General features: G+C 68.1%; 27 protein-coding genes and 2 tRNA genes. 11 read left to right on the plus strand and 18 right to left on the minus strand.

What is annotated here, in order from left to right:
* Positions 1 to 7: 7 nt before the first annotated feature.
* From MMF98_RS11335 to hemP, 3 genes are all read left to right on the plus strand, one after another.
* Complete coding sequence (locus MMF98_RS11335; RefSeq protein WP_243306376.1) at positions 8 to 739, plus strand: MotA/TolQ/ExbB proton channel family protein; 732 nt, start codon at positions 8 to 10, stop codon at positions 737 to 739.
* Between the two features lie 2 nt (positions 740 to 741).
* Positions 742 to 1152 carry an ExbD/TolR family protein gene (locus MMF98_RS11340; RefSeq protein ID WP_243306377.1) on the plus strand — a complete coding sequence of 137 codons (411 nt, stop codon included), beginning with the start codon at positions 742 to 744 and terminating at the stop codon, positions 1150 to 1152.
* A 98-nt stretch (positions 1153 to 1250) separates the two neighbouring features.
* The gene (gene hemP, locus MMF98_RS11345; protein ID WP_243306378.1) at positions 1251 to 1460 is read left to right on the plus strand and encodes a hemin uptake protein HemP; all 210 of its coding nucleotides are present in this window, start codon (positions 1251 to 1253) and stop codon (positions 1458 to 1460) included.
* 197 nt (positions 1461 to 1657) lie between these two features.
* Here the strand turns inward: hemP and MMF98_RS11350 are convergent, their stop codons facing one another.
* Positions 1658 to 2065 carry a GlcG/HbpS family heme-binding protein gene (locus tag MMF98_RS11350; protein WP_243306379.1) on the minus strand — a complete coding sequence of 136 codons (408 nt, stop codon included), beginning with the start codon at positions 2063 to 2065 and terminating at the stop codon, positions 1658 to 1660.
* Positions 2066 to 2267: 202 nt separating this feature from the next.
* On the opposite strand from MMF98_RS11350, the gene MMF98_RS11355 reads away from it, so the two are divergent.
* Entirely contained in the window at positions 2268 to 2969 is a 702-nt protein-coding gene (locus MMF98_RS11355) for a Bax inhibitor-1/YccA family protein (RefSeq protein ID WP_243306380.1), read from the plus strand.
* A 110-nt stretch (positions 2970 to 3079) separates the two neighbouring features.
* Here MMF98_RS11355 and rlmD read toward each other — a convergent pair whose 3' ends face one another.
* Positions 3080 to 4483: a 23S rRNA (uracil(1939)-C(5))-methyltransferase RlmD gene (gene rlmD / locus MMF98_RS11360; protein WP_243306381.1), complete on the minus strand. Its 1404-nt coding sequence runs from the start codon at positions 4481 to 4483 to the stop codon at positions 3080 to 3082.
* 50 nt (positions 4484 to 4533) lie between these two features.
* Here rlmD and MMF98_RS11365 point away from each other — a divergent pair, with 50 nt between their 5' ends.
* Positions 4534 to 4950, plus strand: coding sequence for a VOC family protein (locus tag MMF98_RS11365; protein ID WP_243306382.1), 417 nt, complete (start codon positions 4534 to 4536; stop codon positions 4948 to 4950).
* Positions 4951 to 4954: 4 nt separating this feature from the next.
* On the opposite strand, the gene MMF98_RS11370 is transcribed toward MMF98_RS11365, so the two are convergent.
* From MMF98_RS11370 to surE, 4 genes are read right to left on the minus strand one after another with little or no spacing between them, the layout of a single operon-like run.
* Positions 4955 to 5980 carry a sigma-70 family RNA polymerase sigma factor gene (locus tag MMF98_RS11370; protein WP_243306383.1) on the minus strand — a complete coding sequence of 342 codons (1026 nt, stop codon included), beginning with the start codon at positions 5978 to 5980 and terminating at the stop codon, positions 4955 to 4957.
* A 5-nt stretch (positions 5981 to 5985) separates the two neighbouring features.
* Complete coding sequence (locus tag MMF98_RS11375) at positions 5986 to 6831, minus strand: peptidoglycan DD-metalloendopeptidase family protein (protein ID WP_243306384.1); 846 nt, start codon at positions 6829 to 6831, stop codon at positions 5986 to 5988.
* 38 nt (positions 6832 to 6869) lie between these two features.
* Positions 6870 to 7664, minus strand: a complete 795-nt coding sequence (locus MMF98_RS11380) for a protein-L-isoaspartate(D-aspartate) O-methyltransferase (RefSeq protein ID WP_243306385.1) — start codon at positions 7662 to 7664, stop codon at positions 6870 to 6872.
* Positions 7661 to 8437: a 5'/3'-nucleotidase SurE gene (surE, locus tag MMF98_RS11385; protein WP_243306386.1), complete on the minus strand. Its 777-nt coding sequence runs from the start codon at positions 8435 to 8437 to the stop codon at positions 7661 to 7663. The genes MMF98_RS11380 and surE overlap by 4 nt, the downstream gene beginning before the upstream one ends.
* 115 nt (positions 8438 to 8552) lie before the next feature.
* On the opposite strand from surE, the gene MMF98_RS11390 reads away from it, so the two are divergent.
* Positions 8553 to 9527, plus strand: coding sequence for an NADPH:quinone oxidoreductase family protein (locus tag MMF98_RS11390; protein WP_243306387.1), 975 nt, complete (start codon positions 8553 to 8555; stop codon positions 9525 to 9527).
* Positions 9528 to 9753: 226 nt separating this feature from the next.
* On the opposite strand, the gene MMF98_RS11395 is transcribed toward MMF98_RS11390, so the two are convergent.
* The 6 genes from MMF98_RS11395 to MMF98_RS11420 form a co-directional block, all read right to left on the minus strand.
* Positions 9754 to 9829: transfer RNA gene (locus MMF98_RS11395), tRNA-His, on the minus strand.
* 37 nt (positions 9830 to 9866) lie between these two features.
* Complete coding sequence (locus MMF98_RS11400; RefSeq protein ID WP_243306388.1) at positions 9867 to 11801, minus strand: SurA N-terminal domain-containing protein; 1935 nt, start codon at positions 11799 to 11801, stop codon at positions 9867 to 9869.
* A gap of 122 nt (positions 11802 to 11923) precedes the next feature.
* Positions 11924 to 11999: transfer RNA gene (locus MMF98_RS11405), tRNA-Val, on the minus strand.
* 16 nt (positions 12000 to 12015) lie between these two features.
* A complete protein-coding gene (locus MMF98_RS11410; RefSeq protein WP_243306389.1) occupies positions 12016 to 12288 on the minus strand; it encodes an HU family DNA-binding protein in 273 nt (90 codons plus the stop codon).
* 282 nt (positions 12289 to 12570) lie between these two features.
* A complete protein-coding gene (locus tag MMF98_RS11415; protein ID WP_279343562.1) occupies positions 12571 to 13656 on the minus strand; it encodes a tartrate dehydrogenase in 1086 nt (361 codons plus the stop codon).
* A gap of 2 nt (positions 13657 to 13658) precedes the next feature.
* Positions 13659 to 14528: an alpha/beta fold hydrolase gene (locus MMF98_RS11420; protein WP_243306391.1), complete on the minus strand. Its 870-nt coding sequence runs from the start codon at positions 14526 to 14528 to the stop codon at positions 13659 to 13661.
* Between the two features lie 87 nt (positions 14529 to 14615).
* Here MMF98_RS11420 and MMF98_RS11425 point away from each other — a divergent pair, with 87 nt between their 5' ends.
* Entirely contained in the window at positions 14616 to 15581 is a 966-nt protein-coding gene (locus tag MMF98_RS11425; RefSeq protein ID WP_423837618.1) for a LysR family transcriptional regulator, read from the plus strand.
* On the opposite strand, the gene MMF98_RS11430 is transcribed toward MMF98_RS11425, so the two are convergent.
* The 4 genes from MMF98_RS11430 to uvrC all read right to left on the minus strand — a co-directional run bounded on the left by MMF98_RS11430 (position 15526) and on the right by uvrC (position 19497).
* Positions 15526 to 16377: a DMT family transporter gene (locus MMF98_RS11430; protein WP_243306393.1), complete on the minus strand. Its 852-nt coding sequence runs from the start codon at positions 16375 to 16377 to the stop codon at positions 15526 to 15528. The genes MMF98_RS11425 and MMF98_RS11430 overlap by 56 nt on opposite strands.
* Positions 16378 to 16412: 35 nt before the next feature.
* Positions 16413 to 16979 carry a CDP-diacylglycerol--glycerol-3-phosphate 3-phosphatidyltransferase gene (pgsA, locus tag MMF98_RS11435; RefSeq protein ID WP_243306394.1) on the minus strand — a complete coding sequence of 189 codons (567 nt, stop codon included), beginning with the start codon at positions 16977 to 16979 and terminating at the stop codon, positions 16413 to 16415.
* Between the two features lie 129 nt (positions 16980 to 17108).
* Positions 17109 to 17585, minus strand: coding sequence for a hypothetical protein (locus tag MMF98_RS11440; protein WP_243306395.1), 477 nt, complete (start codon positions 17583 to 17585; stop codon positions 17109 to 17111).
* Positions 17572 to 19497 carry an excinuclease ABC subunit UvrC gene (uvrC, locus tag MMF98_RS11445; RefSeq protein ID WP_243306396.1) on the minus strand — a complete coding sequence of 642 codons (1926 nt, stop codon included), beginning with the start codon at positions 19495 to 19497 and terminating at the stop codon, positions 17572 to 17574. The genes MMF98_RS11440 and uvrC overlap by 14 nt, the downstream gene beginning before the upstream one ends.
* 28 nt (positions 19498 to 19525) lie before the next feature.
* On the opposite strand from uvrC, the gene earP reads away from it, so the two are divergent.
* From earP to MMF98_RS11460, 3 genes are all read left to right on the plus strand, one after another.
* On the plus strand, positions 19526 to 20602 hold the full coding sequence (gene earP, locus MMF98_RS11450; protein ID WP_243306397.1) for an elongation factor P maturation arginine rhamnosyltransferase EarP: 1077 nt from the start codon (positions 19526 to 19528) through the stop codon (positions 20600 to 20602).
* 89 nt (positions 20603 to 20691) lie between these two features.
* On the plus strand, positions 20692 to 21246 hold the full coding sequence (efp, locus tag MMF98_RS11455) for an elongation factor P (RefSeq protein ID WP_243306398.1): 555 nt from the start codon (positions 20692 to 20694) through the stop codon (positions 21244 to 21246).
* Positions 21247 to 21323: 77 nt separating this feature from the next.
* On the plus strand, positions 21324 to 22202 hold the full coding sequence (locus MMF98_RS11460) for an AEC family transporter (protein WP_243306399.1): 879 nt from the start codon (positions 21324 to 21326) through the stop codon (positions 22200 to 22202).
* A 28-nt stretch (positions 22203 to 22230) separates the two neighbouring features.
* On the opposite strand, the gene MMF98_RS11465 is transcribed toward MMF98_RS11460, so the two are convergent.
* Entirely contained in the window at positions 22231 to 23919 is a 1689-nt protein-coding gene (locus MMF98_RS11465) for a rhomboid family intramembrane serine protease (protein WP_243306400.1), read from the minus strand.
* Between the two features lie 70 nt (positions 23920 to 23989).
* Here MMF98_RS11465 and MMF98_RS11470 point away from each other — a divergent pair, with 70 nt between their 5' ends.
* Positions 23990 to 24856, plus strand: a complete 867-nt coding sequence (locus MMF98_RS11470; RefSeq protein ID WP_243306401.1) for an LOG family protein — start codon at positions 23990 to 23992, stop codon at positions 24854 to 24856.
* Between the two features lie 24 nt (positions 24857 to 24880).
* Here the strand turns inward: MMF98_RS11470 and MMF98_RS11475 are convergent, their stop codons facing one another.
* Positions 24881 to 26110, minus strand: coding sequence for a serine hydrolase domain-containing protein (locus MMF98_RS11475; RefSeq protein WP_243306402.1), 1230 nt, complete (start codon positions 26108 to 26110; stop codon positions 24881 to 24883).
* Between the last annotated feature and the right edge of the window lie 42 nt (positions 26111 to 26152).

A 26152-nucleotide genomic window follows, 5' to 3' on the forward strand; every position in this document is an offset into this window, starting at 1 on the left:
AGTATTTATGGATTCCCAATTCGGTCTGGCCCATGTCTGGTCGCAAGGCGACATCGTCACCAAGGGCGTGGCCCTGCTGCTGCTGCTGATGTCTCTGGCCTCGTGGATGGTCATCCTGATCAAGGCGCTGGACGTGCGCCGCTTCTCGGCCCAGGCCCGGGCCACCGAGAGCTTCTGGCACAGCGCCGACTTCGCCGACGGCCTGAGCAAGTTCGGCTCCGACGCGTCCAACCCGTTCCGCCTGCTGGCCGTGGAGGGCCGCGAAGCCGCCGCCCACGTGCTGCACAAGGACGGCAACACCAAGCCCCAGCTGCACGACTCGCTGGACGTGAGCGACTGGGTCACGCGCAGCCTGCGCAACTCGATCGACGACAGCACCGCCAAGCTGCAGTCGGGCCTGGCCATCCTGGCCTCGGTGGGCTCGACGGCGCCGTTCGTCGGCCTGTTCGGCACGGTCTGGGGCATCTACCACGCCCTGCTGTCGATCGGCGTGGCCGGCCAGGCCACCATCGACAAGGTGGCGGGCCCGGTGGGCGAGGCGCTGATCATGACGGCGCTCGGCCTGGCCGTGGCCATCCCTGCCGTGCTGGGCTACAACGCGCTGGTGCGCGGCAACAAGGCCGTGCTGGTGCGGCTGAACCGCTTCGCCCATGACCTGCATGCCTACTACGTGACGGGCGCGCGCGTCTCCAGCGCAGCCGGCCCGGCCAACGTCGTCGCCATGAAGAAGGGTGCCTGACCATGGCCTTCGGAACGCAAGACGAGACCGATGACGTGATGAACGAGATCAACATGACGCCGCTGGTCGACGTCATGCTGGTGCTGCTCATCATCTTCATCATCACCGTCCCGGTGATGAAGCATTCGATCAACATCGACCTGCCCCGCGCCACCAACCATCCGGAAGACGCCAAGCCCGAGACCGTGCGCCTGAGCGTGGACGCGCAGGGCGGCTACTACCTGAACGAAGTGAAGGTCGGGGACCAGGACCTCGACCGGCTGCTCAAGGCCGAGGCCGCCAAGGAGCCGCAGCCCGAGCTCCACATCCGGGGCGACAAGGACGTGCGCTACGAGCGCGTGGCGCAGGCCATGGCCGCGGCGCGGCAGGCCGGGCTGCGCAAGATCGGCTTCATCACCGAACCCAAGCACTAGCGGGCCCCGTTTTTTTGCGCAGAAAAACGGGCCATCCTGCTTGACTTTTATTTGAGAATGATTATCATTTGTATATCGTGATTCAATCAGGACCCGACATGCAAGCCTCGCTCTCCTCCCCCGCCTCGCTCGGCCCCCAGCCGCATGCCGACGCCGCGGGCCTGCAGGAGGCGCCCTCCGCGCTGCGGCCGCAGGCCGTGGAAAGCGCCGACCTGCTGCAGGGGCAGAAGGCGGTGGAGATCAAGCACAACGGCGCGGTCTACCGGCTGCAGGCCACCAAGCTGGGGAAGCTGATCCTGACGAAATAGGTTTCATCGTGGGGCGACTCAGCAGACTTTTTCAAGTCTCCAAGGGTCGTTTTTGCTAGCCATCGGGCTTGCCCGGCCAGCCAAGCATTTTTTCCCATCGCCTTCCGCAACAACGCCGGCTCGAAGCCGGCGTTTTGCATGGTTTTGCAGCGATGTCCGCGTCGCGTGGACGCGGAGCGCTATCAAAACAGGAGCATTTACAAGCCGATGGCGGCAATGCCGGCGCGCGCGATCTGCGCGTCTTCGGACGATTTCACGCCGCTCACGCCCACCGCACCGAGCACCTGGCCGTCCTTCACGATCGGCACGCCGCCTTCGAGCAGGCCCTGCAGGTCCGGCGCGCTCAGGAACGACACGCGGCCGCCGTTGACCATGTCCTCGTAGACCTTGCTCTCGCGGCGCCCCACGGCCGCGGTATGGGCCTTGGCCGGCGCGATGTGCGCGGAGATCGGCGCCACGCCGTCCAGGCGCTGCAGCCACAGCAGGTGGCCGCCATCGTCCACGATGGCGATACTCACGGCCCAGTGGTGCTTGAGCGCTTCGGCTTCGGCGGCGGCGGCGATGGCCTTGACGTCGGCCAGTTCGAGAAAGGGTTTGTTTTTCATGATGAAGGGATGTACAGCTGAGTGGACCGCCGAGCATAACGGCTGATGCGCCTCTTTGCCGCTGGACAGTGCGCATGGCCAGCGCAAAAGTACCCTTACAAAAAGTAGGAAGCCCCCTGCGGGGGGATTTTCGGCAAATGCCTTGAATCCACCTAGAATGCGCCCCATCTGCACGTCGCAGACAGAGAAGGAGTCAAGCAACATGAATGACCAGGTTTCCACCATCGGACAGGCTGCGGGCTACGGCTACGCGATCTCGCAGGAGCAGCGCCACAAGGTGCTGCGCAACACCTACTGGCTGCTGGCGCTGAGCCTGGTGCCCACCGTGCTGGGCGCGTGGCTGGGCGTGGCTACGGGCGTGACGCGCTCGCTCTCCGGCGGCCTCGGGCTGATCGTGTTCCTGGGCGGCGCCTTCGGCTTCATGTTCGCCATCGAGAAGACCAAGAACTCGGCCGCCGGCGTGCCGGTGCTGCTGGCCTTCACCTTCTTCATGGGCCTGATGCTGTCGCGCCTGATCGCCATGGTGCTGGGCTTCAAGAACGGCCCCAGCCTCGTCATGACGGCCTTCGGCGGCACGGCCGGCGTGTTCTTCGTGATGGCCAGCCTCGCCACCGTGATCAAGAAGGACCTCTCCGGCATGGCCAAGTGGCTGTTCTGGGGCGCCGTGGTGCTGATGATCGGCGGCATCATCAACGTGTTCGTGGGCTCCACCACCGGCTTCGCCGTGATGAGCATGATGGCCATCGGCATCTTCAGCGCCTACATGCTCTACGACATCAAGCAGGTCATCGACGGCGGCGAGACCAACTACATCAGCGCCACGCTGGCGATCTATCTCGACCTGTTCAACATCTTCCAGAGCCTGCTGGCCCTGCTGGGGATCTTCGGCGGCGAGCGCGACTGACAACGGCACGCGCCAGCAAGACAAGGGGCCCTCGGGCCCCTTTTTTCATCGCCGGGACGCCCCATAGGCAGGCAGCGCCCCCACGAAGCGGGGAGCGTGGGGGCCCTTCTTCATGCCAGCTCGAACACCGCCATGCTCTCCACATGTGCCGTGTGCGGGAACATGTTGACCACGCCCGCCGCCGTGCAGCGGTAGCCCGCCTGGTGCACCAGCAGGCCGGCATCGCGCGCCAGCGTGGCCGGGTTGCAGCTCACGTAGACGATGCGCCGGGGCGGCGTCCAGCCGCCGCGCAGCTCGGGCTGCTGGTGCAGGTCGGCCAGCGCCTTGGCCAGCGCGAACGCGCCCTCGCGCGGCGGATCGACCAGCCATTTGTCGGCCGAGCCATCCCGGGTCAGCAGCTCCGGCGTCATCTCGAACAGGTTGCGCGCTACAAATTCAGTAGCAGCCAATGACCGCCCTGCCTGGACATCCGCCTGATTTCGCTTGTAATTCTCGCGCGAGCGGGCCACCAGCACCTCACTGCCCTCGATGCCCAGCACCTCGCGCGCCTGGGTGGCGATGGGCAGCGTGAAGTTGCCCAGGCCGCAGAACCAGTCGATCACCCGCTCCTGCCGCTGCGCGTCGAGCAGGCGCAGCGCGCGCGACACCAGCACGCGGTTGATGTGCGGGTTGACCTGCGTGAAATCGGTGGGCTTGAACGGCATGGTGATGCCGAACTCGGGCAAGGCGTAGGCCAGCGCAGGGCCGCCCTCGTCGAGCCGGTGCACCGTGTCCGGCCCCTTGGGCTGCAGCCACCACTGCACGCCGGGATGGCGGGCGGCAAAGGCCCGCAGCCGGGCGGTGTCGTCCGCGCTCAGCGGCTCCAGGTGGCGCAGCACCAGCGCCGTCACGTCGTCGCCGCAGGCCAGCTCGATCTGCGGGCAGGTCTCGCGCGCGTCCAGCGCGCCGATCAGCTCGCGCAGCGGCACCAGCATGGCGCTCACGTGCGGCGGCAGCACGTGGCACACCGTCATGTCGGCCACGTAGCGGCTCTTGCGCTCGTGAAAGCCCACCAGCACCACGCCCTTCTTATGCACGTAGCGCACCGACAGGCGGGCGCGGTAGCGGTAGCCCCAGGCCGGCCCTTCGATCGGGCGCAGCAGGTTCTCGGCCTTCACCTTGCCCAGGTGCCAGAGGTTGTCCTCCAGCACGCGCTGCTTGATCGCCACCTGCGCCCCCACGTGCAGGTGCTGCATCTTGCAGCCGCCGCAGGCGCCCGCGTGCAGCCCGAAATGCGGGCAGGCCGGGCGCACGCGCTGCGACGACTCGCGGTGCACCGCGGTCAGCGTGGCCTGCTCCCAGTTGTTCTTCTTGCGGTTGACGTTGGCCGTCACGAGCTCGAACGGCAGGGCGCCCTCGATGAACACCACCTTGCCGTCGGCCTTGTGCGCCACGCCCTGGGCCTCGATGTCGAGCGACTCGACGGCGAGCCAGCCCTCGGGCAGGGCCGGTACTTTCTGGATCTCTTCTGTCATCCCCCGATTGTCTCAGGCTACGATGGGCCTTCCTGCACGAAGGGAACGCCATGGAACTGCGCATCTGCATCGACGTCGACTCCCTGGAGCGCGGCATCGCCTTCTACACCCACGGGCTGGGCCTGCGGCTGGCGCGGCGCCTGGGCGACGACTGGGCCGAGCTGCTGGGCGCCGGCAGCCCGATCGATCTGCTGGCGCAGGCGCCGGGCACGGCCCCGCTGGGCGAGGCCCTGGCGCCGCGGCGCGACTATGCGCGCCACTGGACGCCGGTGCACCTGGACTTCGTGGTAACGGACCTGGGCCAGGCCGTGGCGCGCCTGCAGGCCGCCGGCGCCACGCTCGAGCGCCCGGTCCAGCAGCGCCGCTGGGGCCGCATGGCCAACCTCGCCGACCCGTTCGGGCACGGCTTCGACCTGCTGGAGTTCCAGGGCCGCGGCTACGACGAGATCCTGCAGCCGGCGGCGTGATCCGTTACAGCAGCGCTTCCTTGGAGATGCCGTTGCGCGTGAGGTGGCGCTTGAGCTTGAGCAGGGCCTCGTTCTGGATCTGGCGCACGCGCTCGCGCGTGAGGCCCAGGCGGTCGCTCAGCACCTCCAGCGTCTCGGGCTCGCGGTCGTGCAGGCCGAAGCGGCCCTCGAGCACTTCCTTCTCGCGGTGCGAGAGCGCATCGATCCAGCCGTTGAGCAGGCGCTCGACCTCGTGGCTGTGCGTCACGCCGGTCGGGTCCACGGCCAGCTCGTCGGCCATGGTGTCGGCCAGCGTGTGCTCGTCGTCGGCCTTGCCGGCGCCCGTGAGGGTGGCGTCCAGCGAACGCGGCGTCTCGGCCATGGCCAGCAGCTCGGCCACCTCGTGCACGTCGCGCCCGAGCAGCGAGGCCACGTCGTCCACACGCACGCCATCGGGCCGCGTGGCGGCGAAGGCGGAATCGTTCTCCAGCATGCGGCGCGCGCGCAGCACCTGCTGCAGCTCGCGCACCACGTGCACCGGCAGGCGGATCACCCGGCCCTGGTTCATCACGGCGCGCTCCACGGCCTGGCGGATCCACCAGGTGGCATAGGTGGAGAAGCGAAAGCCCCGCTCGGGCTCGAACTTGGTGGTGGCGTGCATCAGCCCGAGGTTGCCCTCCTCGATCAGGTCGCTCAGCGGCACGCCGCGCCCGAGGTAGCCCTTGGCGATGCTCACCACCAGCCGCAGGTTGTGCTCGATCATCGACTGGCGCGCCGCGAAGTCGCCATTGCGCGCGCGCGTCGCCACCTCGAACTCCTGCTCGGCGCTGAACAGCTCGGTGCGGCGCACGTCGCGCAGGTAGAGGGTGAGCGTGTCGCTGGACTCGCCGGCCAGCTCGGGAGCGCCCGCCCTGGGCAGCTCATGCGCGGTGAAATCGGCGGCGCCGTCCGCCGGCCCGTCCCGGGCCTCGGGCGCCTTGCCGTTCAGGCTGACGCCATCCAGCGCATCCGGCACGGCAAGGGGGGGCCTGTGTCCGTCGCGCTTTTTCATGGCAGCTACCTGGCCGGCAGGTACTTGGCCGGATCGACCGGCTTGCCCTGGCGTCGGATCTCGAAGTGCAGCTTCACGCGGTCGGCGTCGCTGTTGCCCATCTCGGCGATCTTCTGGCCCTTGCGCACCGTCTGGTCTTCCTTGACCAGCAGCGTCTGGTTGTGGGCATAGGCCGTGAGGTAGGTGTTGTTGTGCTTGAGGATGATCAGGTTGCCATAGCCGCGCAGGCCGGCGCCGGCATAGACCACGCGGCCGTCGGCCGAGGCGACCACCGGGTCGCCGGCCTTGCCGCCGATGTCCAGGCCCTTGTTCTTGGCCTCGTCGAAGCCGGCCAGCAGGCTGCCGCTGGTGGGCCAGATCCAGGCCAGTTCGTCTTCGCCCGAGGCCGCCGCAGGCGCGCTGGCCGTGGCGGCCGGCGCCGAGGCCGCGGGCTTGGCCGCGCTGGCCGCCTGGGTGGGCGTGCCGGGCGTCACCGAGGACGAGGGAATGGGTTTTGCCACCGCCCCGCTCTCGGCCACGACCGCCGTGGGCGGCGCCACGCGCAGCACCTGCCCGACTTCGAGCACGTTGGGGTTGTCGAGGTTGTTCCAGCGGCCGATGTCGCGCCAGTTCTGGCCGGTCTCCAGGCCGATGCGGATCAGCGTGTCGCCGGGCTTGACGGTGTAGTAGCCCGGCTTGCCGGCGTTCTCGAACCCGGGCGGCTGCTTGACGGCCTGCGTATTGGGGTCCATCGCCACGGCCGGGGGTTTGCCGAGTGCGCTGCCCCGGTCTTCCACCGGTGCGCGATTGGCGGTCTTGGTGGAGGAGCAGCCCGCCAGCACCATCGCGGCCACCAGCCCCACCGAAAGCATCCAACCCTGTCTGCGCAACCCGTGCATATCTGTTCCCTTCAAGCGATACCCGATTTTAGGGGGACAAAGTGCACCGCCTCAAGAACACTTTGTTTCAAGCCTTGCGGCGTCTTGTCGAGCACCACCAGCGCCTGCCGGCCAGTGGCCGTGACCATCGGCGCCACCAGGCGCCCGCCCATGGCGAGCTGGTCGGCCCAGGCCTGCGGCAGCGCCTCGCCGCCGGCCGCGGCGATGATGCCCGCGTACGGCGCGCCCTTGGCGTAGCCGGCCATGCCGTCGCCAAACAGCAGATGCACATTGGCCAGCCGGAACGCGCGCAGGTTGTCGCGCGCCTTGTCGTGCAGGCCGCGCAGGCGCTCGATGCTGTAGACCTCGCTGGCCAGCAGGCTCAGCACGGCGGCCTGGTAGCCGCAGCCGGTGCCGATCTCCAGCACGCGCCCGAGCTTGCCCTCATGGCCGTGGCGCAGCAGCTCGATCATGCGCGCCACCACGTTGGGCTTGGAGATGGTCTGGCCCAGGCCGATCGGCAGGCTGGTGTCCTCATAGGCCTGGTTGACCAGGGCGCTGTCCACGAAGCAGTGCCGCTCGACCGTGCCCATGGCCTGCAGCACGGCGGCATCGGCAATGCCCTGCGCGGCCAGTTTCTGCACCATGCGCGCGCGCACGGCCTGCGAATCCAGCCCCAGGCCCCGGGTCACGGGTGCAGTCGCCGTTTTGGTGCCATTTGGGCCCGATGTCCTTGTCGCATGGCCATTGGACGCTATATTTTTGGTAGCAACCGGTTTCCCGGCATGAAGGTCCAGCGTCACCGGAAAGCGCGGGCGCTGCGTCATGCCGGCGGCCCTGCATCCGCCGCGAGCCGGGCGGCGGTCTGCGACCAGTAGCGCAGGTGGTCGTGGTCGGTCAGGTCGATCTGCAGCGGCGTCATGGAGACATGGCCCTGCGCCGTGGCGTGGAAGTCGGTGCCCTCGGTGTCATCCTTGGCCGGGCCGGCGCCGGCGATCCAGTACATGGTCTCGCCGCGCGGGCTCAGCTGGGTGATGACCTGCTCGGCCGCGTGGCGACGGCCCAGCCGGCACGCCTTGAGCGGCTTGAGCTGATCGAACGGCCGGTTCGGGACGTTGACGTTGAGCAGCCAGGGGGTCGTCCCCACCAGGCTTTGCTGCGCCATGCGCTGCACCAGCTCGCGCGCCACCCGCGCCGCGGCATCGATGTGCTGCCAGCCCTTCTCGACCTGCGAGAACGCGATGGCCGGCACGCCGAACAGGTAGCCCTCCATGGCCGCGCCCACGGTGCCCGAGTAGATGGTGTCATCGCCCATGTTGGCGCCGTTGTTGATGCCCGAGACCACGAGATCGGGCCGGTAGCCCAGCAGGCCCGTGAGCGCGATGTGCACGCAGTCCGCCGGCGTGCCGTTGACGTAGCGAAAGCCGTTGGCCGCCCGGTGCACGTACAGCGGCGAATGCAGCGTCAGCGCGTTCGACTTGGCGCTGTTGTTCTGCTCGGGCGCCACCACTTCGACGTCGCCCACGTCCTTGAGCGCTTCGTACAGGGCCACGATGCCCGGGGCCTGGTAGCCGTCGTCGTTGGAGATGAGGATTTTCATAGGGAAAGGGAGTTGTCCCATTGTAGGTGGCCGGGCGTCACGGCAGAGACATTGCACCCCGGGCGCAGCGCCTATCATTGCCGCGACACATCCCCTGACCTCACTGGAGAACCCCATGCACGCATGGCTTTGCGAAAACCCCGTCGGCGTCGAGGCGCTGGCCTGGAAGGAACTGCCCACGCCGAGCCCGAAGGCCGGCGAGGTGCTGATCGAGATCAAGGCCGCGAGCCTCAATTTCCCCGACCTGCTGATCGTGCAGAACAAGTACCAGATGAAGCCGCCCCTGCCCTTCGTGCCGGGCTCGGAGTACGCGGGCGTGGTGCAGGCCGTGGGCGACGGCGTGACGCACCTGAAGGTGGGCCAGAGCGTGGCCTGCCTGTCGGGCACGGGCGGCTTCGGCACCCACACGCTGGCGCCCGCCGCGCTGTGCATGCCGCTGCCGCCGGGCTTCCCGCACGTGGATGCGGCGGCCTTCATCATGATCTACGCCACCTCTTACCACGCGCTGGTGGACCGCGCGCAGCTCAAGGCCGGCGAGACCGTGCTGGTGCTGGGCGCCGCGGGCGGCGTGGGCACGGCCGCGATCCAGATCGCCAAGGCCATGGGCGCGCGCGTGATCGCCGCGGCCTCGACCGACGAAAAGTGCGCGCTGTGCCGCTCCATCGGCGCCGACGCCACCATCAACTACAGCAACGAGAACCTGCGCGACGCGATCAAGGCCGCCACCGATGGCAAGGGCCCCGACGTGATCTACGACCCGGTGGGCGGCGACTTCGCCGAGCCGGCCTTCCGCTCGATCGCCTGGCGCGGCCGCTACCTCGTGGTGGGCTTCGCCTCGGGCCCGATCCCCGCCCTGCCGCTGAACCTGCCGCTGCTCAAGGGTGCCTCCATCGTGGGCGTGTTCTGGGGCGACTTCGCCAAGCGCGAGCCCAAGGCCAACGCGGCCATGATGGGCGAGCTCGCGCAATGGTATGCACAGGGCAAGGTCAAGCCCGTGATCGACCGCACCATGCCCATGGCCGAACTCAAGGCGGCCTACGCACACATGGGCTCGCGCGGCGTCAAGGGCAAGCTGGTGATGGTGAACTGAGTCTCGCAGCCGCGGCGCGCCTCGCCGCCGGTGCAGCCCAAGCCCGCTCGATGCGGGCTTTTTCATGGGAGAAAGCGCCGGTCTCCCTGACTCGCGCAGCATCAATCGCCACAGGTCCCGGCAACCGGGCGGATGAGATCCGCCAAGCCCCGCTGCAGCCACGGCCCGCCCAAGAAAAAGCGGCCTTGGAATCACTCCAAGGCCGCTTCGGCATCCACTTATTCGATGGGGTGGCTGATGGGACTCGAACCCACGACGACAGGAATCACAATCCTGGACTCTACCAACTGAGCTACAGCCACCGCAAGGATGGGATTATAGCTCGACTTGGAGGCCCTTTCACTCCGCCTGCGCGAGCTCCTCGCTCTTTCGGGCGGCCGGTTTGGCCACCTTGATCTGAGCCTTGAAGCGTTCCTTGAGCAGGTTGTAGTAGGCCATGCCCTCGGCCGAGGTCACCCATTGCGCGTACTGGGCGCGGTCCTGCTTCGCCGAGGCTTCCTTGGCCTCGTCGCGCGCGACCACCTTGTTGACCTTGAGCACCGCATAGCCCTGGGCGCCCAGGTCCACGCCCACCAGCACCGGCAAGGCCGAAGCGTCGGCCCGCAGCGCGGCCTCCACCACCGGCGCCGGCAGCTTCTGCGTCTGGTCGCGCGACACCTCGGCCGTCTCGGGCAGCACCGCCGCCGCGGGATTGGCCTTCCAGGCCTCGAGCTTGGCGAGCCCTTCCTTCTTCGCCTGCTCGGCGCCGCGCGCGGCCAGCACGCGCTCGCGCACATTGGCCTTCACCTCGGCCAGCGGCAGCACATGGGCCGGCGTGTACTGCGTGATGCGCCCGGCCACCAGCTGGCTGGCGCCGGTTTCCACGGCCTCGGTGTTGCGCTTCTTCTCCACGGAATCGGGCGAGAAGATGGCGTTCAGGAATTTCGGGTTGGCCAGCACGCCGGTTGCGCCCGGCGCGGGCTTGCGCATCACGTTGCTGGCGGTCTTGATGTCGAGCTTGAGCCGGTCGGCCACCGGCTTGAGGCTGTCCGACTGCTCATACACGCCGTTGGTGAAAGCGTCGGCCATCTCGGCGAACTTGCGCTGGGCCTGCTGCTTCATCAGCTCGGCCTCGATCTCGGGCCGCATCTCCTCGAAGCTGCGCTGCTTGGGCGCGCGGATGTCGGTGAGCTTGATGATGTGGTAGCCGAAGTCCGACTCCACCACGTCGCTGATGTCGCCCTTCTTCATCGCGAACACGGCGTCTTCGAACGGCTTGACCATCGCGCCGCGCGCGAAGAAATCGAGGTCGCCTCCGTTGGGCGCGGAGCCCGGGTCCTGCGAGTTCTTCTTGGCCACGTCGGCAAAGCTGTCGGGCGCCTTGCGCACGGCGGCCAGCAGGGCATCGGCCTTCTGGCGCGCCTTCTGGCGGTCGGCGGCGGAAGCGCTCTTGGGCGCGTTGATCAGAATGTGGCTGGCACGGCGTTCCTCCTGGCCCGACAGCCGGGTGGCGTTCTGCTCGTAGTAGGTCTTCAGGTCCTGCTCGTTGACGGTGAGGCCCTTCTTGACGGTGTCGAGGTCGAGCACCACGTATTCGATGTTGGCCTGCTCGGGCGCCTGGAACAGCGCCTGGTTGTTCTTGTAGAAGGCTTCCAGCTCGGCATCGCTCGGGCTGATCTTGGCCGCGAAATCGGAGGTGTTGAAACGCGCGAGTTGTACGTCGCGCTTCTCGAAATAGGCGTTCAGCGCCACATCGGCCTGCGCCGCCGTGGCGAAGCCCGTGCCGGCCACGCCCATCAGCACCTGGCGGGTGGAGAGATCGCCGCGCACGCGGGCCTCGAACATCTCGGGCGTCATGCCCTGGCTGCCGGCGAGCTGGCGGTAGCGGTCCATGTCCAGCGTGCCGTCAGGGCGGCGCAACGAGGCGATGGTCGGGTTCTCCTGCAGCTCGCGCGCGAGCCGCTGGTCGCTGGTGGCGAGCTTGAATTTGTCGGCCGCGGCCAGCAGCACGCGGTCGCGCACCAGGCGCTCGAGCGTCGCGTAGCGCGCCTCGGGCGAGTCGAGCAGCTTGGGATCGATCGAAGGCATGGAGGAACGCAGGCGCTCCACCTCCTCCTTGTGCGCGGCATCCCATTCGCTCTGGTTGATGTCGTGGCCGTCGACCTTGGCCACCGCTTCGCCCTTCTCGCGGAAGCGGTTGTATCCATCCACGCCGAACAGCACGAACGAGGGAAAGATCAGCAGGAACAGCAGGAACTGCATGATCTTGGTGTGCTTGCGGACGAAATCAAACATGCTCGAACTCTCTAAAAAATGGCCTTCCGTGCCACGCGTCCCCACAAGGGAGGCCGCGTGCCTGGAGAGGCCCGGCGATGCTCAAATAGAAAAGGCGAACAACCTGTTCGCCTTTGCTTGGGTGGTGGGTGCTGACGGGATCGAACCGCCGACCTACGCCTTGTAAGGGCGCCGCTCTACCAGCTGAGCTAAGCACCCCACCTGAACGGATGTCTCAGTTCAAAGCATCTTTCAATGCCTTGCCCGGACGGAACTTGGGAACCTTGGCAGCCTTGATTTTAATCGTAGCGCCGGTGCGCGGATTGCGGCCGCTGCGCGCAGCGCGTTTGCCCACGGCAAAGGTACCGAAACCGACCAGCGAGACCGAACCGCCTTTTTTGAGCGTGGTTTTCACGGCGCCGATGGTGGACTCCAGTGCGCGCGTGGCAGCGGCCTTGGAGATGTCGGCATGCTTTGCAATGTGTTCAATCAGTTCGGTTTTGTTCACAAGGAGCCCCTCGTACAGAAAGTGTTGGAAGAGAACGTCTCTTCAAAAAATTTTTGTCTCCCCACCGTTGCGTTGTTGCAAGAGTGCGGGAGACTTCTTCGCAGCGCTGGCTGCTGAATGGCATTAGAGCCACGGACTACCACCGTGTCAATACGACATGCAGCTTTACAACAGCGCGGAGGCGGATTCTAGTCTGTTTTGCGCGGGGCTCCACGCTCGGCGCGCGGCGATTTTTGTGCCGCAGTGCGCAATTCCTGCGCTCGCGCCGAAGCGTGCAAAAAGTTACAGGGCCGCGGCGATCGCGCGACCCAGATCGGACGTGGTGGCCCGGCCCCCGATGTCGGGTGTCCGTGGTGCACCGCTTTGGGGATCGAGCACTTTCTCGATGGCCGCCAGCACCGCGTCGTGCGCCTCCTTGTGGCCGAGGAACTCCAGCATCATCGCGCCGCACCAGATCTGGCCGATCGGGTTGGCAAGCCCCTTGCCCGCGATGTCGGGTGCCGAGCCATGCACCGGCTCGAACAGCGAGGGAAACCGGCGATCGGGATTGAGGTTGGCGCTGGGCGCGATGCCGATGGTGCCGGTGCAGGCCGGGCCGAGGTCGCTGAGGATGTCGCCGAACAGGTTGCTCGCCACCACCACGTCGAAGAAGTCCGGGCGCTGCACGAAATGCGCCGTGAGAATATCGATATGAAATTTATCGAGCTGGATGGCCGGGTAGGCCTTCGCCATCTCGGCCACGCGCTCGTCCCAGTACGGCATCGTGATGGCGATGCCATTGGATTTGGTGGCGCTCGTCAGGTGCTTCTTCGGGCGCGACTGGGCGAGCTCGAAGGCGAACTTGAGCACGCGGTCCACGCCGATGCGTGACATCACGGTCTCCTGCATCACGATCTCGCGCTCGGTGCCCGCATACATGCGGCCGCCGATGCTGGAGTACTCGCCTTCGGTGTTCTCGCGCACGATGTACATGTCGATCTCGCCGGGCTGGCGCGGGCTGCCGTCGCGGCGCACCACGGGCGCGGTGATGCCGGGCATCAGGCGCGCGGGCCGCAGGTTGACATACTGGTCGAACTCGCGGCGAAACAGCAGCAGCGAGCCCCACAGCGACACGTGGTCGGCAATCTTCTCGGGCCAGCCCACGGCGCCGAAATAGATCGCGTCGTGCCCGCCGATCTGGTCCTTCCAGTCGTCCGGCAGCATCTTGCCGTGCTTCTCGAAATAGTCCCAGCTCGAAAAATCGAAATGATCGAACTGCAGGTCGATGCCGAACTTGCGCGCAGCGGCATCCATCACGCGCACCCCCTCGGGCATCACTTCCTTGCCAATGCCGTCACCCGCGATCACGGCGATTCTCTTCTTGCTCATCATCAGCTCCTGAAAAATTGGAATGCTTCGTCCAGCAGCGCGGCTGGCGCCTCTTCGGCAATGTAATGGCCGCACGGCAGGGCCGCGCCGCTCACCGCTTCGGCCCGCTCGCGCCACAGGGCCAGCACATCGAAGCACTGGCCGACGGCGCCATGCGCGCCCCACAGCACGCGCAGCGGCTGCCGCAGCCTGCTGCCGCGGACGACATCTTCGCGGTCGTGATCGAGGTCGAGCGTGGCCGACGCGCGGTAGTCTTCGCAGATGCTGTGCGCGGTGCCGGCGATGCCAGCGCAGCGCTCATACTCGGCCAGCGCCTCGGGCGCGAACGCAGCCAGGCCGGCGTGGCGCGCGCCCATCACGCTGCGCACGTAGCGAGCAGGGGCGGATTCGATCAGGGCTTCGGGCAGGGGCGGCGGCTGGATCAGGAAGAACCAGTGCCAGTAGGCCCGCGCAAAGGCCTCCGAGGTGTTCTCGTACATCGCCAGCGTGGGCGCGATGTCCAGCAGCATCAGGCGCTCCACGGCCTGCGCATGATCGGCCGCGAGACGGTGCGCCACGCGCGCGCCGCGGTCGTGGGCCAGCACCTGGAAGCGGTCGAAGCCATGGTGCTGCATCACGGCCATGGCGTCCTGCGCCATCTCGCGCTTGGCATACGCGCCATGCGCAACGGGACGGCCCGAATCGCCATAGCCGCGCAAATCCATCATCACCACCGTGAACCGCTTGGCAAGCTCCGGCGCCACGCGGTGCCACATCGCATGCGTCTGCGGATGCCCGTGCAGCAGCAATAGCGGCTCGCCCCGGCCGCCCTTGCAGCCTTGCAGGGGCACGCCCTTGCGGACGATCTCGAACCGGTCAAATGTCTCGAACATGGGTGGATTCTGCATGGACCGGCCTGCATCATCAAGCAATAATCCGGCAATTGATTATTTCCCAAATGGAATCAAATGGACTACCCGCTGGACCGTGGCGACCTGGAACTGCTGCTTGCCATTCGCGCCCATGGCAGCCTCTCGGCCACCGCTTCGGCGGCAGCGGTCGTCCCCTCCGTGGTCACCAAGCGGCTGGCCGCGCTGGAGTCGCGCCTGGGCCTGCGGCTGTTCCAGCGCACGACGCGGCGCGTGACCCCCACCGCCGAAGGCGAGGCGCTGTGCGAGCGCGCCGTGAAGCTGCTGCACGACTTCAGCATGCTGGAGCGCGACCTGCAGGAGCGGCGCAGCGAGCCGGCCGGCCTGATCCGGCTGGCCGCCACGTTCGGGTTCGGGCGCCTGTGGCTGGGCCCGGCGCTGGCCGAGTTCCAGGCCCGCCACTCCCAGCTCCAGGTGCAGCTCCAGCTGACCGAGCAGTTGCCCGATCTCGCGGTGCAGGGGTTCGACGGCGCGGTCTGGCTCTGGTCGGTGCAGGGGCAGCGCGCCTCGGAATGGGTGACGCGGCGCCTGGCCCGCAACCAGCGCGTGCTGGTGGCGTCGCCCGCCTATCTGAAGCGGCGCGGCATGCCGGCGAACCCGCAGGATCTGCCGCAGCACGACTGCCTGGTGGTGCGCGAGAACGAGCAGCGCTTCGACATCTGGAGCCTGCAGAAAGAGCGGGACCGGGCCGCCAGCCGCATCCGGGTGCAGGGCCCGCTGTCCAGCAACTCGGGCGAGCTGGTGCGCGACTGGTGCCTGGCCGGCCACGGCATCATGCTGCGCAGCCTGTGGGACATCGCGCCGCAGATCGCCTCGGGCCGGCTGGTGCGCGTGCTGCCCGGCTACGCGATGCTGGACGCCGACATCCACTGGCTGGCCCCCCACCAGGCGCAGACGCCGAAGCGCACGCGCCTGCTGATCGATTTTCTGGTGGAGCGCTTTCGCGGCGAGCCCTGGCGGCTCAGCCCCGCGCCGGCCGCGCGGAGCGCACCACGAGGCTCACGCCAAACGCGGTGAGCGCCATGCCCGCCACCGTGAACCCGGTGATCGGCTCCGCAAACAGCAGCCAGGCCATCAGCGCCGTGCAGGGCGGCACCAGATAGAGCAGGCTGGTCACCGCGGTGGCGGCGCCGCGCTGGATCAGCAGGTACAACAGCGAGCTGCCGCCCAGCGTGAGCGCCAGCACCGACCAAGCCATGGCGCCCGCGAGTTCCGCGTTCCAGCGCATGGGCTCGGTCTCCCACAACGCCAGCGGCAGCGTCACCACGAACGCCGCGGCCAGTTGCACGAAGCTGGCCGTGCGCACGTCGCAGGGCGCGACGAAGCGCTTCTGGTAGAGCGTGCCCGCCGTGATGCTGAGCAGGGCGCCGAGCGCCAGCATGAAGTTCAGGCCGTGGATTTCGCCCAGGCCGAGCTTCTGCCAGACCACCAGCGCCAGGCCCGCGAAGCCCAGCGCCAGCCCGCCCCACTGGCGCGCCGACACCTGGCCGCCGCGCGACGACACCCACACGGCGGTCAGCACCGGCTGCAGGCCCACCAGCAGCGCAACCAGGCCGGCCCCCATGCCGAGCTTGATGGCGGCCCAGACGCCGCCCAGGTAGCCCGCATGCATCAGCACGCCGGTCACGGCCAGGTGCTGCCACTGCCGCAGGCCGGCCGGAAAGGCCGCGCGCGCCAGCAGCGCCCAGACCGCGAAGCACAGCACCGACAGGAAATAGCGCACGGCCAGAAAGCTCAGCGGCGGTGCGTGCGGCATGCCATAGCGCGCCACGATGAAGCCCGTGCTCCAGATCAGCACGAAGACGGCGGGCATCGCCTTGATGAAAGCGTTTTCCTGAGGCAAGGCGCTCATTTCACGCGCTGGCGGATTTCGGGCAGGGCCTTTTGCAGGTAGTACACCATGGACCAGACGGTCAGGATCGCGGCGATCCAGATCAGCCAGGTGCCCCAGACGCCGGTGTCGATCAGGCCGAACAGCCGCCCGTCGAACAGCAGGAAGGGAATGGCCACCATCTGCACCGTGGTCTTGACCTTGCCGAGCATGTGCACGGCCACGCTCTTGGAGGCGCCGATCTGGGCCATCCATTCGCGCAGCGCCGAGATCGCGATCTCGCGGCCGATGATGATGAGTGCCACGAACACGTCGGCGCGCTGCAGGTGCACCAGCACCAGCAGCGAGGCGCAGACCAGGAACTTGTCGGCCACCGGGTCGAGGAAGGCGCCGAACGAGGAGGTCTGGTTGAGCTTGCGCGCCAGGTAGCCGTCAAGCCAGTCGGTCAGCGCGAACACCACGAACAGCACGGTGGCGATCAGGTTGCGGTCGGACTGCTGCAGCGGCAGGTAGAACACCCCCACGATCAACGGAATCGCGACGATGCGCGTCCAGGTCATGATGGTGGGGATAGTGAAGAACATCCCCCGATTCTGGCATGAGGCGCACCGGCCCGCCGGGCCCGGGCCTGTTCACGCTGCTTTTGGCCGCGCGAACGCGGCGGCCACGGTGCCGGCGCAGGCGCCTGACGGCGCCCGTCCGGGGCCACCGGACTAGCGCGATTCGACCAGCGAGCGGATCTGGAACTTCAGGTCGTCGTTGTACAGGAACGTCTCGTTGAACTGCCAGGGATGCGGCAGATGGGCCACCGGCCCGAACGGCGCGGCGCGGCGGATGGCGTTGGCCGCCATCTCGATGGTCTCGGGCGCGAACTGCGGCGAGCGCATCACGTCGATGCGGCGCACCGAGCCGTCCTGGTTGAGCTGGACCTGCAGCACGGGAATCGCCTGCAGCACCTCGGGCAACTGGCCTGCGAAGGCCTCGCTGCCGCTGGTCTGCAGGATGCGGCGCGCCGCGCGCAGCCGGTACTCGTCCCAGGAGCGCGCCAGCGAAGTGGGCGGCGGCGGCAGGCTGGCGCCGGGCGGCAGGCTGGCCGGCCCGGGTGCCGGCCGCTCGGGCGGCAGCGGCGTGCTGACGCAGCCGGCCAGAAACGACAACACCGATGCGGTCGCGAGTTTAATGAAGCGCACGATAAATCTCCTCTGCGAGTTCCTTTGAAATGCCATCCACCGTGGCGATGTCCTCCACACCGGCGGCCGCGATGCCGCGGATGCCGCCAAAGCGCTGCAACAGCCGCGCGCGGCGCTTCGGGCCGATGCCGGGAATGTCTTCGAGCTGGCTGCCGCCCACGCGCACCTTGGCGCGCCGCGCGCGCATGCCGGTGATGGCGAAGCGATGCGCCTCGTCTCGGATCTGGGCCACCAGCATCAGCGCCGCCGAGTCCTTGCCGAGGTAGGCCTTGGCGCGGCCGTCGGCGAACACCAGTTCCTCGAGTCCGACCTTGCGGCCCTCCCCTTTCTCGACGCCGGCGATCAGCGACAGGTCGAGCCCGAGCTCGCTGAACACCTCGCGCGCCATCGCCACCTGGCCCTTGCCGCCGTCCACCAGCACCAGGTCGGGCAGCCGGCTCTCGCCGTTCTTCGCGGCCTCGACCAGCTTGCTGTAGCGCCGCGTAAGCACCTGTCGCATGGCGGCGTAGTCGTCGCCGGGCGTGATGCCGTCGATGGTGTAGCGGCGGTATTCGGAGTTCTGCATCTTGTGGTGCTCGAATACTACGCAAGAAGCCTGCGTGGCCTCACCGGCCGTGTGGGAAATGTCGAAACACTCGATACGGAATGTGTCGAGGTTGTCGGGCACGAGATCAAGCGCGTCCACCAGCGCGCGCGTGCGAGCCTGCTGCGAGCCCTCCTCGGACAGCAGGCGCGCAAGCTGCAGCTCGGCGTTCTTCTGCGCCATCTCGAGCCAGATGCGGCGCTGCTCGCGCGGCTGGTGCGCGGCCGTGATGCGGATGCCGGTCTGCAGCGACAGCGCGCCGATCAGGTCCTTGCCGACGGCGTGGCTGGTGATCAGCGCGGGCGGCGCCGGCACGTCGATGTAGTGCTGCGCGATGAAGGCCTCCAGCACCAGCACCTCCACGGGCCGCGCCGCCGCCGTCTCGCCGCTGTCGTCCTCGCTCGCATAGACGCCCGAGGCGTCCTCCACATGCGAGGGAAAGTAGGGCCGGTCGCCCAGGTGGCGCCCGCCGCGCACCATGGCCAAGTTCACGCAGGCGCGGCCGCCCTGCACCTTCACGGCCAGGATGTCCACGTCCTTGTCCGACACCGTGTCCACCGCCTGCTGGTGCAGCACCGTGGACAGCGCCGACATCTGGTTGCGCAGTTCCGCCGCCTGCTCGAACTCCAGCCGCTCGGCGTGCGCCATCATGCGGGTCTCCAGCACGTCGAGCACGGCCTGGGTTTCGCCGCGCAGAAAGGCCTCGGCATTCGCCACGTCCTGCGCATAGTCGGGCTGGGAGATGTTGGCCACGCAGGGGCCGGTGCAGCGCTTGATCTGGTACAGCAGGCAGGGTCGGGTGCGGTTGTTGAACACCGTGTCCTCGCAGGTGCGCAGGCGGAACACCTTCTGCAGCAGCAGGATCGACTCCTTCACCGCCCAGGCGCTCGGGTACGGCCCGAAGTAGTGGTGCTTGCGGTCCACCGCGCCGCGGTAGTAGGCCACGCGCGGGTAGGCGGCGGCCGAGGGCCGCGAGCCGGCGTCCTGGCCGGTGGCGGCGGAGATGCGCAGGTAGGGATAGCTCTTGTCGTCGCGGAACAGGATGTTGTACTTCGGGTTCAGCGTCTTGATCAGGTTGTTTTCCAGCAGCAGCGCCTCGGCCTCGGAGCGCACCACCGTGGTTTCCATGCGCACGATCTTGCTGACCATGTGGCCGATGCGCGTGCCGCCGTGGTTCTTCTGGAAATAGCTGGAGACGCGCTTCTTGAGGTTGCGCGCCTTGCCCACGTAGAGCACGCCGCCGGCGGCGTCGAAATAGCGGTAGACGCCCGGCAGCGCGGGCAGCGCGGCCACTTCGGCCAGCAATTGTTCGGAATGCACCTCGGACATAGACCCGTATTGTGGACAATCTCGCCCCATGCTCTGGGACATCTTCTGCAAAGTCATCGACAACTACGGCGATATCGGTGTGTGCTGGCGCCTCTCGGCCGACCTCGCCGCGCGCGGCGAGCGCGTGCGGCTGTGGGTCGACGACGCCTCGGCCCTGCCCTGGATGGCGCCGCAGGGCTGCCCCGGCGTGGAGGTCCGGCCCTGGACCGCCGGCCCGCTGGACACCGAGCCCGGCGACGCGGTGATCGAGGCCTTCGGCTGCGAGCTTGCGCCCGATTTCGTCGCAGCCATGGCCCAGCGGACCCGGGCCTCCGGCCGCAGCCTCCCCTGGATCAACCTCGAATACCTGTCCGCCGAGGCCTATGTGGAGCGCAGCCACGGCCTGCCCTCGCCCGTGCTCAGCGGCCCGGGCGCCGGGCTGACCAAGCATTTCTTCTACCCCGGCTTCACCGCGCGCACCGGCGGCCTGCTGCGCGAGCCCGGGCTGCTGGAGCGCCAGGCCCGCTTCGACCGGGCCGCCTGGCTGCAGCCGCTCGGGCGGCCGGCGGCTGCAGAGCAGCTCGTCTCGCTGTTCTGCTACGAGCCAGCGGCGCTCGGCGCTTGGCTGGCCGCTCTGGCGGCCGGCCGGCAGCCCGTGCGGCTGCTGGTGACGCCGGGGCGCGCGGCGCAGGCCGTCCAGGCCGTTTTTTCAAGCAAAAATGCCTCGATGTCCTTGTCGGGCGGTCATGGAGTGCTATCAATTTCATACCTCCCCGCCTTCAGCCAGACCGATTTCGACGCCCTGCTGTGGGCCTGCGACCTCAACTTCGTGCGCGGCGAAGACTCGCTGGTGCGCGCGCTCTGGGCCGGCCGGCCGTTCATCTGGCACATCTACCCGCAGCACGACGACGCGCACCGCGCCAAGCTCGAGGCCTTTCTCGCCTGGCTCGACGCCCCGGCCTCGCTGCGGCAGTTCCACCGGGTGTGGAACGGCCTGGGCAGCGGCCCGCTGCCTGCCTGCGACCTGCCGGCCTGGGGCGCCTGCGTCCAGGCCGCGCGCCAGCGCCTGCTGGCGCAGGACGACCTGACCACGCAGTTGCTCCGGTTCGCAGCCAAAACCCGTTAAAATTCAAGGCTTTGCGAAATTCGGCTGGGGCGCTGGTGCCCGCTGATTCGCCCTTCGCCGCTCGCCGCGGCCTATCTTTCCAAACCGCTATGAAAATCGCTCAAGAAATCCGCGCCGGCAACGTCATCATGCACGGCAAGGATCCGATGGTCGTGCTCAAGACCGAATACAGCCGCGGTGGCCGCAACGCCGCCACCGTGCGCATGAAGCTCAAGAGCCTGCTCAACAACTTCGGCACCGAAGTCGTGTTCAAGGCCGACGACAAGATGGACCAGATCATCCTGGACAAGAAGGACTGCACCTACTCCTACTTCGCCGACCCGATGTACGTCTGCATGGACGCCGAGTACAACCAGTACGAAGTCGAAGCCGAGAACATGGGCGACGCACTGAACTACCTGGAAGACGGCATGGCCCTGGAAGTGGTGTTCTACGAAGGCAAGGCCATCTCGGTGGAACTGCCCACCAGCGTCGAGCGCGAGATCACCTGGACCGAACCCGCCGTCAAGGGCGACACCTCGGGCAAGGTGCTCAAGCCTGCCAAGATCGCCACCGGCTTCGAAGTCGGTGTGCCGATCTTCGTGGCCCAGGGCGACCGCATCGAAATCGACACCCGCACCGGCGAATACCGCCGCCGCGTCTGATGGCCAGCCGCCTCGGCCAACGCCATTCCGACAGGGCTCCGCAAGGAGCCTTTTTCATTTGACGCCCGGCCCCGCCCATGGATCTGCTCTCCCGCATCGCCCAGGTCATCGTGCCGGTGTTCCTCATCGTGGCCATCGGCTGGTTCTACGGCCGCCGCGCCCGGCCCGACATGACCGTGTTCAACCGCATCACGCTGGACGTGCTCTCGCCCCTGCTGGTCTATGCCGCGCTGGCGGACCGCTCGTTCCGGCTGCAGGACCACGGCCCGCTGCTGCTCGGCGGCACGCTGCTGATGCTGGGCTGCGGCCTGCTGGCCTGGGTGGTGGCGCGCGCCTTCCGGGCGCAGCCGCGCTCGCTGGTGCCGGTGGTGATGTTCACCAACTGCGGCAACATGGGCCTGCCGCTGGCGCTGCTGGCGTTCGGGCCCGAGCATTTCGGCGCGGCGGTGGCGCTGTTCTCCATCAGCAACCTGCTCCACTTCTCGCTCGGCATGCGCATCACCAGCGCCCACGCCGCCACGCGCGAGCTGCTGCTCAGCCCGCTGATGCTGGCCACCGCGCTGGGCTTTGCCAGCGCCCTGACCGGCCTGCGCCCGCCGGCCATGCTGCTCACCGGCATGAAGATGCTGGGCGATGCCATGCTGCCGCTGATGCTGTTCTCGCTGGGCGTGCGCCTGATCGCGCTGACGCGCAGCGGCCTGGCGCTGGGCCTGCTGGGGGCGCTGGCGCGCCCGCTGGCCGGGCTGGCGGTGGTATGGCCCCTGGTGTGGCTGCTCGACCTGCAGGGCGCGGCGCGCGGCCAGCTGGTGCTGTTTGCCGTGCTGCCGCCGGCGGTGATGCAGTTCCTGCTGGCCGAGCGCTACCGCCAGGAGCCTGAGAAGGTGGCGGCCATGATCCTGCTGGGCAATGCGCTGTCGGTGCTGTTCGTGCCGCTGGGCCTGGCCCTCGGGCTCTGATCTCGAGCTCTGATTCCGGGTTGTGACCTCAGCGCGGCAGCGCGGCCAGCGCCCGCCATTCCTGCTGCAGCGACTGCTCGGCCCGCCAGGCCTGGGAGCGGGCCTCGGCCAGCTGGCGCCGGGCCTCGGGGCTCTCGGGACCGGTCACCCAGTCGAGCCACTGCGCGCTCAGCTCCTGCTGCTCCGAGGCATGCCGCTTCAGGGCGGCCTGCAGCCGGCTCATGCGGGCGTCCTTGGGCAGGTAGAGCTTGCCCAGGCGGGCCACGCTGTCCTGCCAGAACCGCTGGTGGTCGCGCAGCTCCACCATCAGCAGTTCGCGCGTGGGCTTGTCGCGAACGTCGCCGGCCTGCCCGGGCTCGGGCAATTGGCGCAGTTGCGCGGCGCGGCGCTGCTGCTCGCCCATCAGCTGGCTCAGCTCGGCGGCAAACGCCTGGTCGGCCCGGTAGGCCGGGCCGCGGTTGGGCGTCTGCGACCACAGCAGCAGGCCGGCGGCCACGGTCAGCACCGTCAGCAGGACGCGCGCCATGAGGGTCCACAGCTCGGGCCATTCGCGCGGCGGCTGCGAGAGCACCAGGGCGCACAGCGCGCCCATGACCAAGCCCGCCCCCTGCACGGCGGGGCCGATGCCGGGCGACGCCAGCCCGGCCCACAGCGCATAGCCCACCAGTGCGGCGACCGGCACGAGGTGCTTTCTCATGACCGACAGCGAGACGCCGTTGCCCGGCAGGCTCAGGTACATCAGCAGGCCGCCCAGCAGGCCGAAGATCGCCCCCGAGGCCCCGGCGCCGTTGCCCCAGGGGTCCCACCACAGGCCCGCCAGCCCGCCCAGCAGGCCGCTGGCGGCATAGACGATCAGAAACTTGGGCAGCCCCATCAGGCGTTCGGCCAGGCGCCCCAGATCCCACAGCGCCCACAGGCTCACCAGCAGGGACAGCAGGCTGCCATGCAGGAACAGGGCCGTCAGAAGGCGCCACAGCTCGCCGTCCCGCACCAGCGGGCCGAAACCGGAGCCTGACGCCACGAGCAGTTGGCCGCTCACCCCGAGAGGGTCGCCGCCCTGGGCCAGCAGCAGGGCAAACCCGAGCAGGTTCAGCACGAGCAGCACGCCGGTGCCCCAGGCCCGGTGCGGGTAGGCCGCCAGCCGCTGGGCCAGCTGGCGCTGCTGCTCGGCCTGCGGGCTGGTGCGCGTCGGCAGCAGGGACTGCAGTTCGCGCGCGGCCTCCGCGCTGTCGAGCACGCAGCTCAGGCGAGAGGCGCGCACCGGCGCATCGAATGGCGCCTGCGGCGACAGCCCGAACGACAGCGTGGCGCCTTCGACCGCCACGTCCTGCAGGCAGTCCAGCGGCAGCTTGACGCGCGCCTCGCGCGACCAGAGCCCCCAGCGCCTGCGCCGCCCCGCCAGGCGCAGCACATCCGGCTGCACGCGCGCTTCGCCGGCGCCGACAAACCCCAGCGCGCCGGAAAACCTCACGTCGAATGTCGGAAACTGGCCGCTGGTCAAAAGATCGCGCGAGGCGGCAAAGCCGGTGGATGGGCGCGGCGGCGGCCGGCCGATCAGGTCGCCCACGGTCGTGCTCCCGCCCTGGGCGTCGATCAGCACATGGCCGTTGTTCAGCGTCTTTCTGATCCGCATGCCGATGATGGTGCGCCGGTCATAGGGCCCGACTTCCTGTCCATCCAGCACCACTCGATAACCCAACGATTCTTGTCCGCTCATTTTTTTTGAATCCTCAGCGCGGCGAAAAGGATACCGGAAACGTACTACGGGTTTGCCCCAAAATACGCCCATGGAATCAAATCTGCACGATCGCAGCCTGGCCGACGCCTGGGCCACCCTCCAAAGCTATGCCGACACCAACGGCGACAACCCGCTGGAGCCCGATCCGCGGCGGCTGGCCTTCGCCGACCCGGAGTTCCTGCTGCGCCGCGAGACGCGCGGCATCCGCTTCCAGCTCGAGCTGCTCAAACCGGATCTGGAGCAGCAGGCGCACGGCATCGAGAACACGGTGGTGGTATTCGGCAGCGCGCGCTTTCGCAGCGAGGAAGACGCACGCGCCCTGCTGGCCGAGGCCGAAGCCAGCGGCGACGAGGCGCTGATCCGGCGGGCCCGCAGCCTGCAGCGCAATGCGCATTACTACGAGCAGGCCCGCAGCTTCGGCACGATGGTGGCTCGGTACAGCCAGGACAAGGCGGCGGCCGACCGGCTGTTCATCTGCACCGGAGGCGGCCCCGGCATCATGCAGGCCGCCAACCGCGGCGCGCACGAAGGCGGCGGCATCAGCGTGGGGCTGGCGATCGCCCTGCCGATGGAAGAAGCCGCCAACCCCTACGTCACGCCGGCGCTGAGCTTCAAGTTCCACTACTTCGCACTGCGCAAGATGCACTTCATGATGCGGGCCAAGGCGCTGGTGGCCTTCCCGGGCGGCTTCGGCACGCTGGACGAGCTGTTCGAGGTGATCACGCTGGTGCAGACGCGCAAGGCCAAGCCGGTGCCGATCGTGCTGTTCGGCTCCGACTACTGGAAGCGGCTGGTCAACTTCGACGTGCTGATCGAGGAAGGCGTGATCTCGCCCGACGACCTCAAGCTGTTCGAGTACGTCGACACGCCGCAGGACGCCTGGAACGCGATCAAGGCCTTCTACGGCCTGGCCTGAGAGCCTGTTCACAGGCTCTGAGCTTTACTTGGGCGGCGGGTAGAGCATGTCGTCCATCTGCTGGCAGGTCGTGAACGGGCCGAACAGGTGCAGCAGCGATGCCGGGTTGGGCTTGCCCAGCGGCAACGGCGTCTTGCCGTAGAGGTTCTGCACCTGCGTGGCGAAGTACAGGCGGTCGAAATCGGGGGCCAGGTCAGCCCCGTTCGCGGCCTGCACGACGAAGGTGCCGTCAGGGAAAATCGTGTTGCTCGTGGTCGCCGTCGTGAAGTCGCCATCGTGCTTCACGATGCCTTGCGGGTAGGTGAACCAGCCCAGCGCGTAGCCCAGGCCCCCGCCAAGGTCGGCCACCGTCCGCACCATCTCGGCACGATGCGCCGCGTCGAGCAGCTTGCCGCCGAACACCGCCACGTCGAAGCGCACCATGTCGCCCGGCGTGGCAATGATCCCACCCCCGCCCACCATGCCGCTCCAGTCGGGCGCCGGGCATTGGATGAACGGGTCCGTCTTCAGGCGGTGCACATAGCCCAGCGGTACCGCCGGATTGGCCTGCCCCTCGTCGGCGTAGCTGCGAACCGTCATGCCTGCCGGCTGGAACACGTTCCGGTTCAGCCAGTCGGCGAACGTCAGGCCGCTCACGCGCTCGACGACCTTGGCGAGCAGGTAGTAGTTCTCGTTCGAATAGTCCCAGCTCTTTCCCGGCACCGCGTACAGCGCCAGCGCGTTCAGCCTGGCGAAGAACTGCGCCTCCGTGATAGGGCCGTCCCCGTGGATCACGGGGTCGCCGTGGTCGTGCCCCCCGATGCCCGAGGTGTGGCTGAGCAATTGCCGCAGCGTGATCTCGTGGCCATGGGCCGTGTACTCCGGCACGTAGGTGCCGACCGGAGCATCGAGCGACACCTTGCCCGCCTGGTCGAGCATGAGAATCGCCACCGCCGTGACCGATTTCGAGACCGAGGCCATGCGCATCGGCGAATCCGCCGTCAAGGGCACGCGCTTGCCAAGGTCGGCCCAGCCGGCGGCGGCCGAGGCCAGCAGGCCCGAGGCCGCGTTGCCGACCGCCACCGACACGCCGGGGTAGACCTGGTCGTCCACGGGCTGGCGAACGAGCAGGTTCAAGGACACGGACGGACTCGATGAACCGCCGCCGCAGGCCGCCACCGCCGCGCCCAGAATCAGCAGGCCCGCCAGCCTGCGCCAGATGGCGGCGCGCCGCGCCGGCGGCTCCGATGCCGCGACAGGGATGTTGTTCTTCATGTCTTCCTCATCTCAGGGTCCTGGCATGAATTCTCGCAAAAG

The organism is Variovorax terrae (assembly GCF_022809125.1).
GTDB lineage: Bacteria > Pseudomonadota > Gammaproteobacteria > Burkholderiales > Burkholderiaceae_C > Variovorax_A > Variovorax_A terrae.

Coding starts and splice junctions, on each gene's coding strand:
- earP (WP_243306397.1), top strand. CDS start 19,526: ATGCTCTGGGACATCTTCTGCAAAGTCATCGACAACTACGGCGATATC.
- surE (WP_243306386.1), bottom strand. CDS start 8,437: ATGAAAATCCTCATCTCCAACGACGACGGCTACCAGGCCCCGGGCATC.
- MMF98_RS11370 (WP_243306383.1), bottom strand. CDS start 5,980: ATGAAAAAGCGCGACGGACACAGGCCCCCCCTTGCCGTGCCGGATGCG.
- MMF98_RS11420 (WP_243306391.1), bottom strand. CDS start 14,528: ATGTTCGAGACATTTGACCGGTTCGAGATCGTCCGCAAGGGCGTGCCC.
- rlmD (WP_243306381.1), bottom strand. CDS start 4,483: ATGACAGAAGAGATCCAGAAAGTACCGGCCCTGCCCGAGGGCTGGCTC.
- MMF98_RS11460 (WP_243306399.1), top strand. CDS start 21,324: ATGGATCTGCTCTCCCGCATCGCCCAGGTCATCGTGCCGGTGTTCCTC.
- MMF98_RS11375 (WP_243306384.1), bottom strand. CDS start 6,831: ATGCTTTCGGTGGGGCTGGTGGCCGCGATGGTGCTGGCGGGCTGCTCC.
- pgsA (WP_243306394.1), bottom strand. CDS start 16,979: ATGTTCTTCACTATCCCCACCATCATGACCTGGACGCGCATCGTCGCG.
- MMF98_RS11340 (WP_243306377.1), top strand. CDS start 742: ATGGCCTTCGGAACGCAAGACGAGACCGATGACGTGATGAACGAGATC.
- MMF98_RS11470 (WP_243306401.1), top strand. CDS start 23,990: ATGGAATCAAATCTGCACGATCGCAGCCTGGCCGACGCCTGGGCCACC.
- MMF98_RS11465 (WP_243306400.1), bottom strand. CDS start 23,919: ATGAGCGGACAAGAATCGTTGGGTTATCGAGTGGTGCTGGATGGACAG.
- efp (WP_243306398.1), top strand. CDS start 20,692: ATGAAAATCGCTCAAGAAATCCGCGCCGGCAACGTCATCATGCACGGC.
- MMF98_RS11335 (WP_243306376.1), top strand. CDS start 8: ATGGATTCCCAATTCGGTCTGGCCCATGTCTGGTCGCAAGGCGACATC.
- MMF98_RS11400 (WP_243306388.1), bottom strand. CDS start 11,801: ATGTTTGATTTCGTCCGCAAGCACACCAAGATCATGCAGTTCCTGCTG.
- MMF98_RS11355 (WP_243306380.1), top strand. CDS start 2,268: ATGAATGACCAGGTTTCCACCATCGGACAGGCTGCGGGCTACGGCTAC.
- MMF98_RS11475 (WP_243306402.1), bottom strand. CDS start 26,110: ATGAAGAACAACATCCCTGTCGCGGCATCGGAGCCGCCGGCGCGGCGC.
- MMF98_RS11365 (WP_243306382.1), top strand. CDS start 4,534: ATGGAACTGCGCATCTGCATCGACGTCGACTCCCTGGAGCGCGGCATC.
- MMF98_RS11415 (WP_279343562.1), bottom strand. CDS start 13,656: ATGAGCAAGAAGAGAATCGCCGTGATCGCGGGTGACGGCATTGGCAAG.
- MMF98_RS11380 (WP_243306385.1), bottom strand. CDS start 7,664: ATGACGCAGCGCCCGCGCTTTCCGGTGACGCTGGACCTTCATGCCGGG.
- uvrC (WP_243306396.1), bottom strand. CDS start 19,497: ATGTCCGAGGTGCATTCCGAACAATTGCTGGCCGAAGTGGCCGCGCTG.
- MMF98_RS11390 (WP_243306387.1), top strand. CDS start 8,553: ATGCACGCATGGCTTTGCGAAAACCCCGTCGGCGTCGAGGCGCTGGCC.
- MMF98_RS11430 (WP_243306393.1), bottom strand. CDS start 16,377: ATGCCCGCCGTCTTCGTGCTGATCTGGAGCACGGGCTTCATCGTGGCG.
- MMF98_RS11350 (WP_243306379.1), bottom strand. CDS start 2,065: ATGAAAAACAAACCCTTTCTCGAACTGGCCGACGTCAAGGCCATCGCC.
- hemP (WP_243306378.1), top strand. CDS start 1,251: ATGCAAGCCTCGCTCTCCTCCCCCGCCTCGCTCGGCCCCCAGCCGCAT.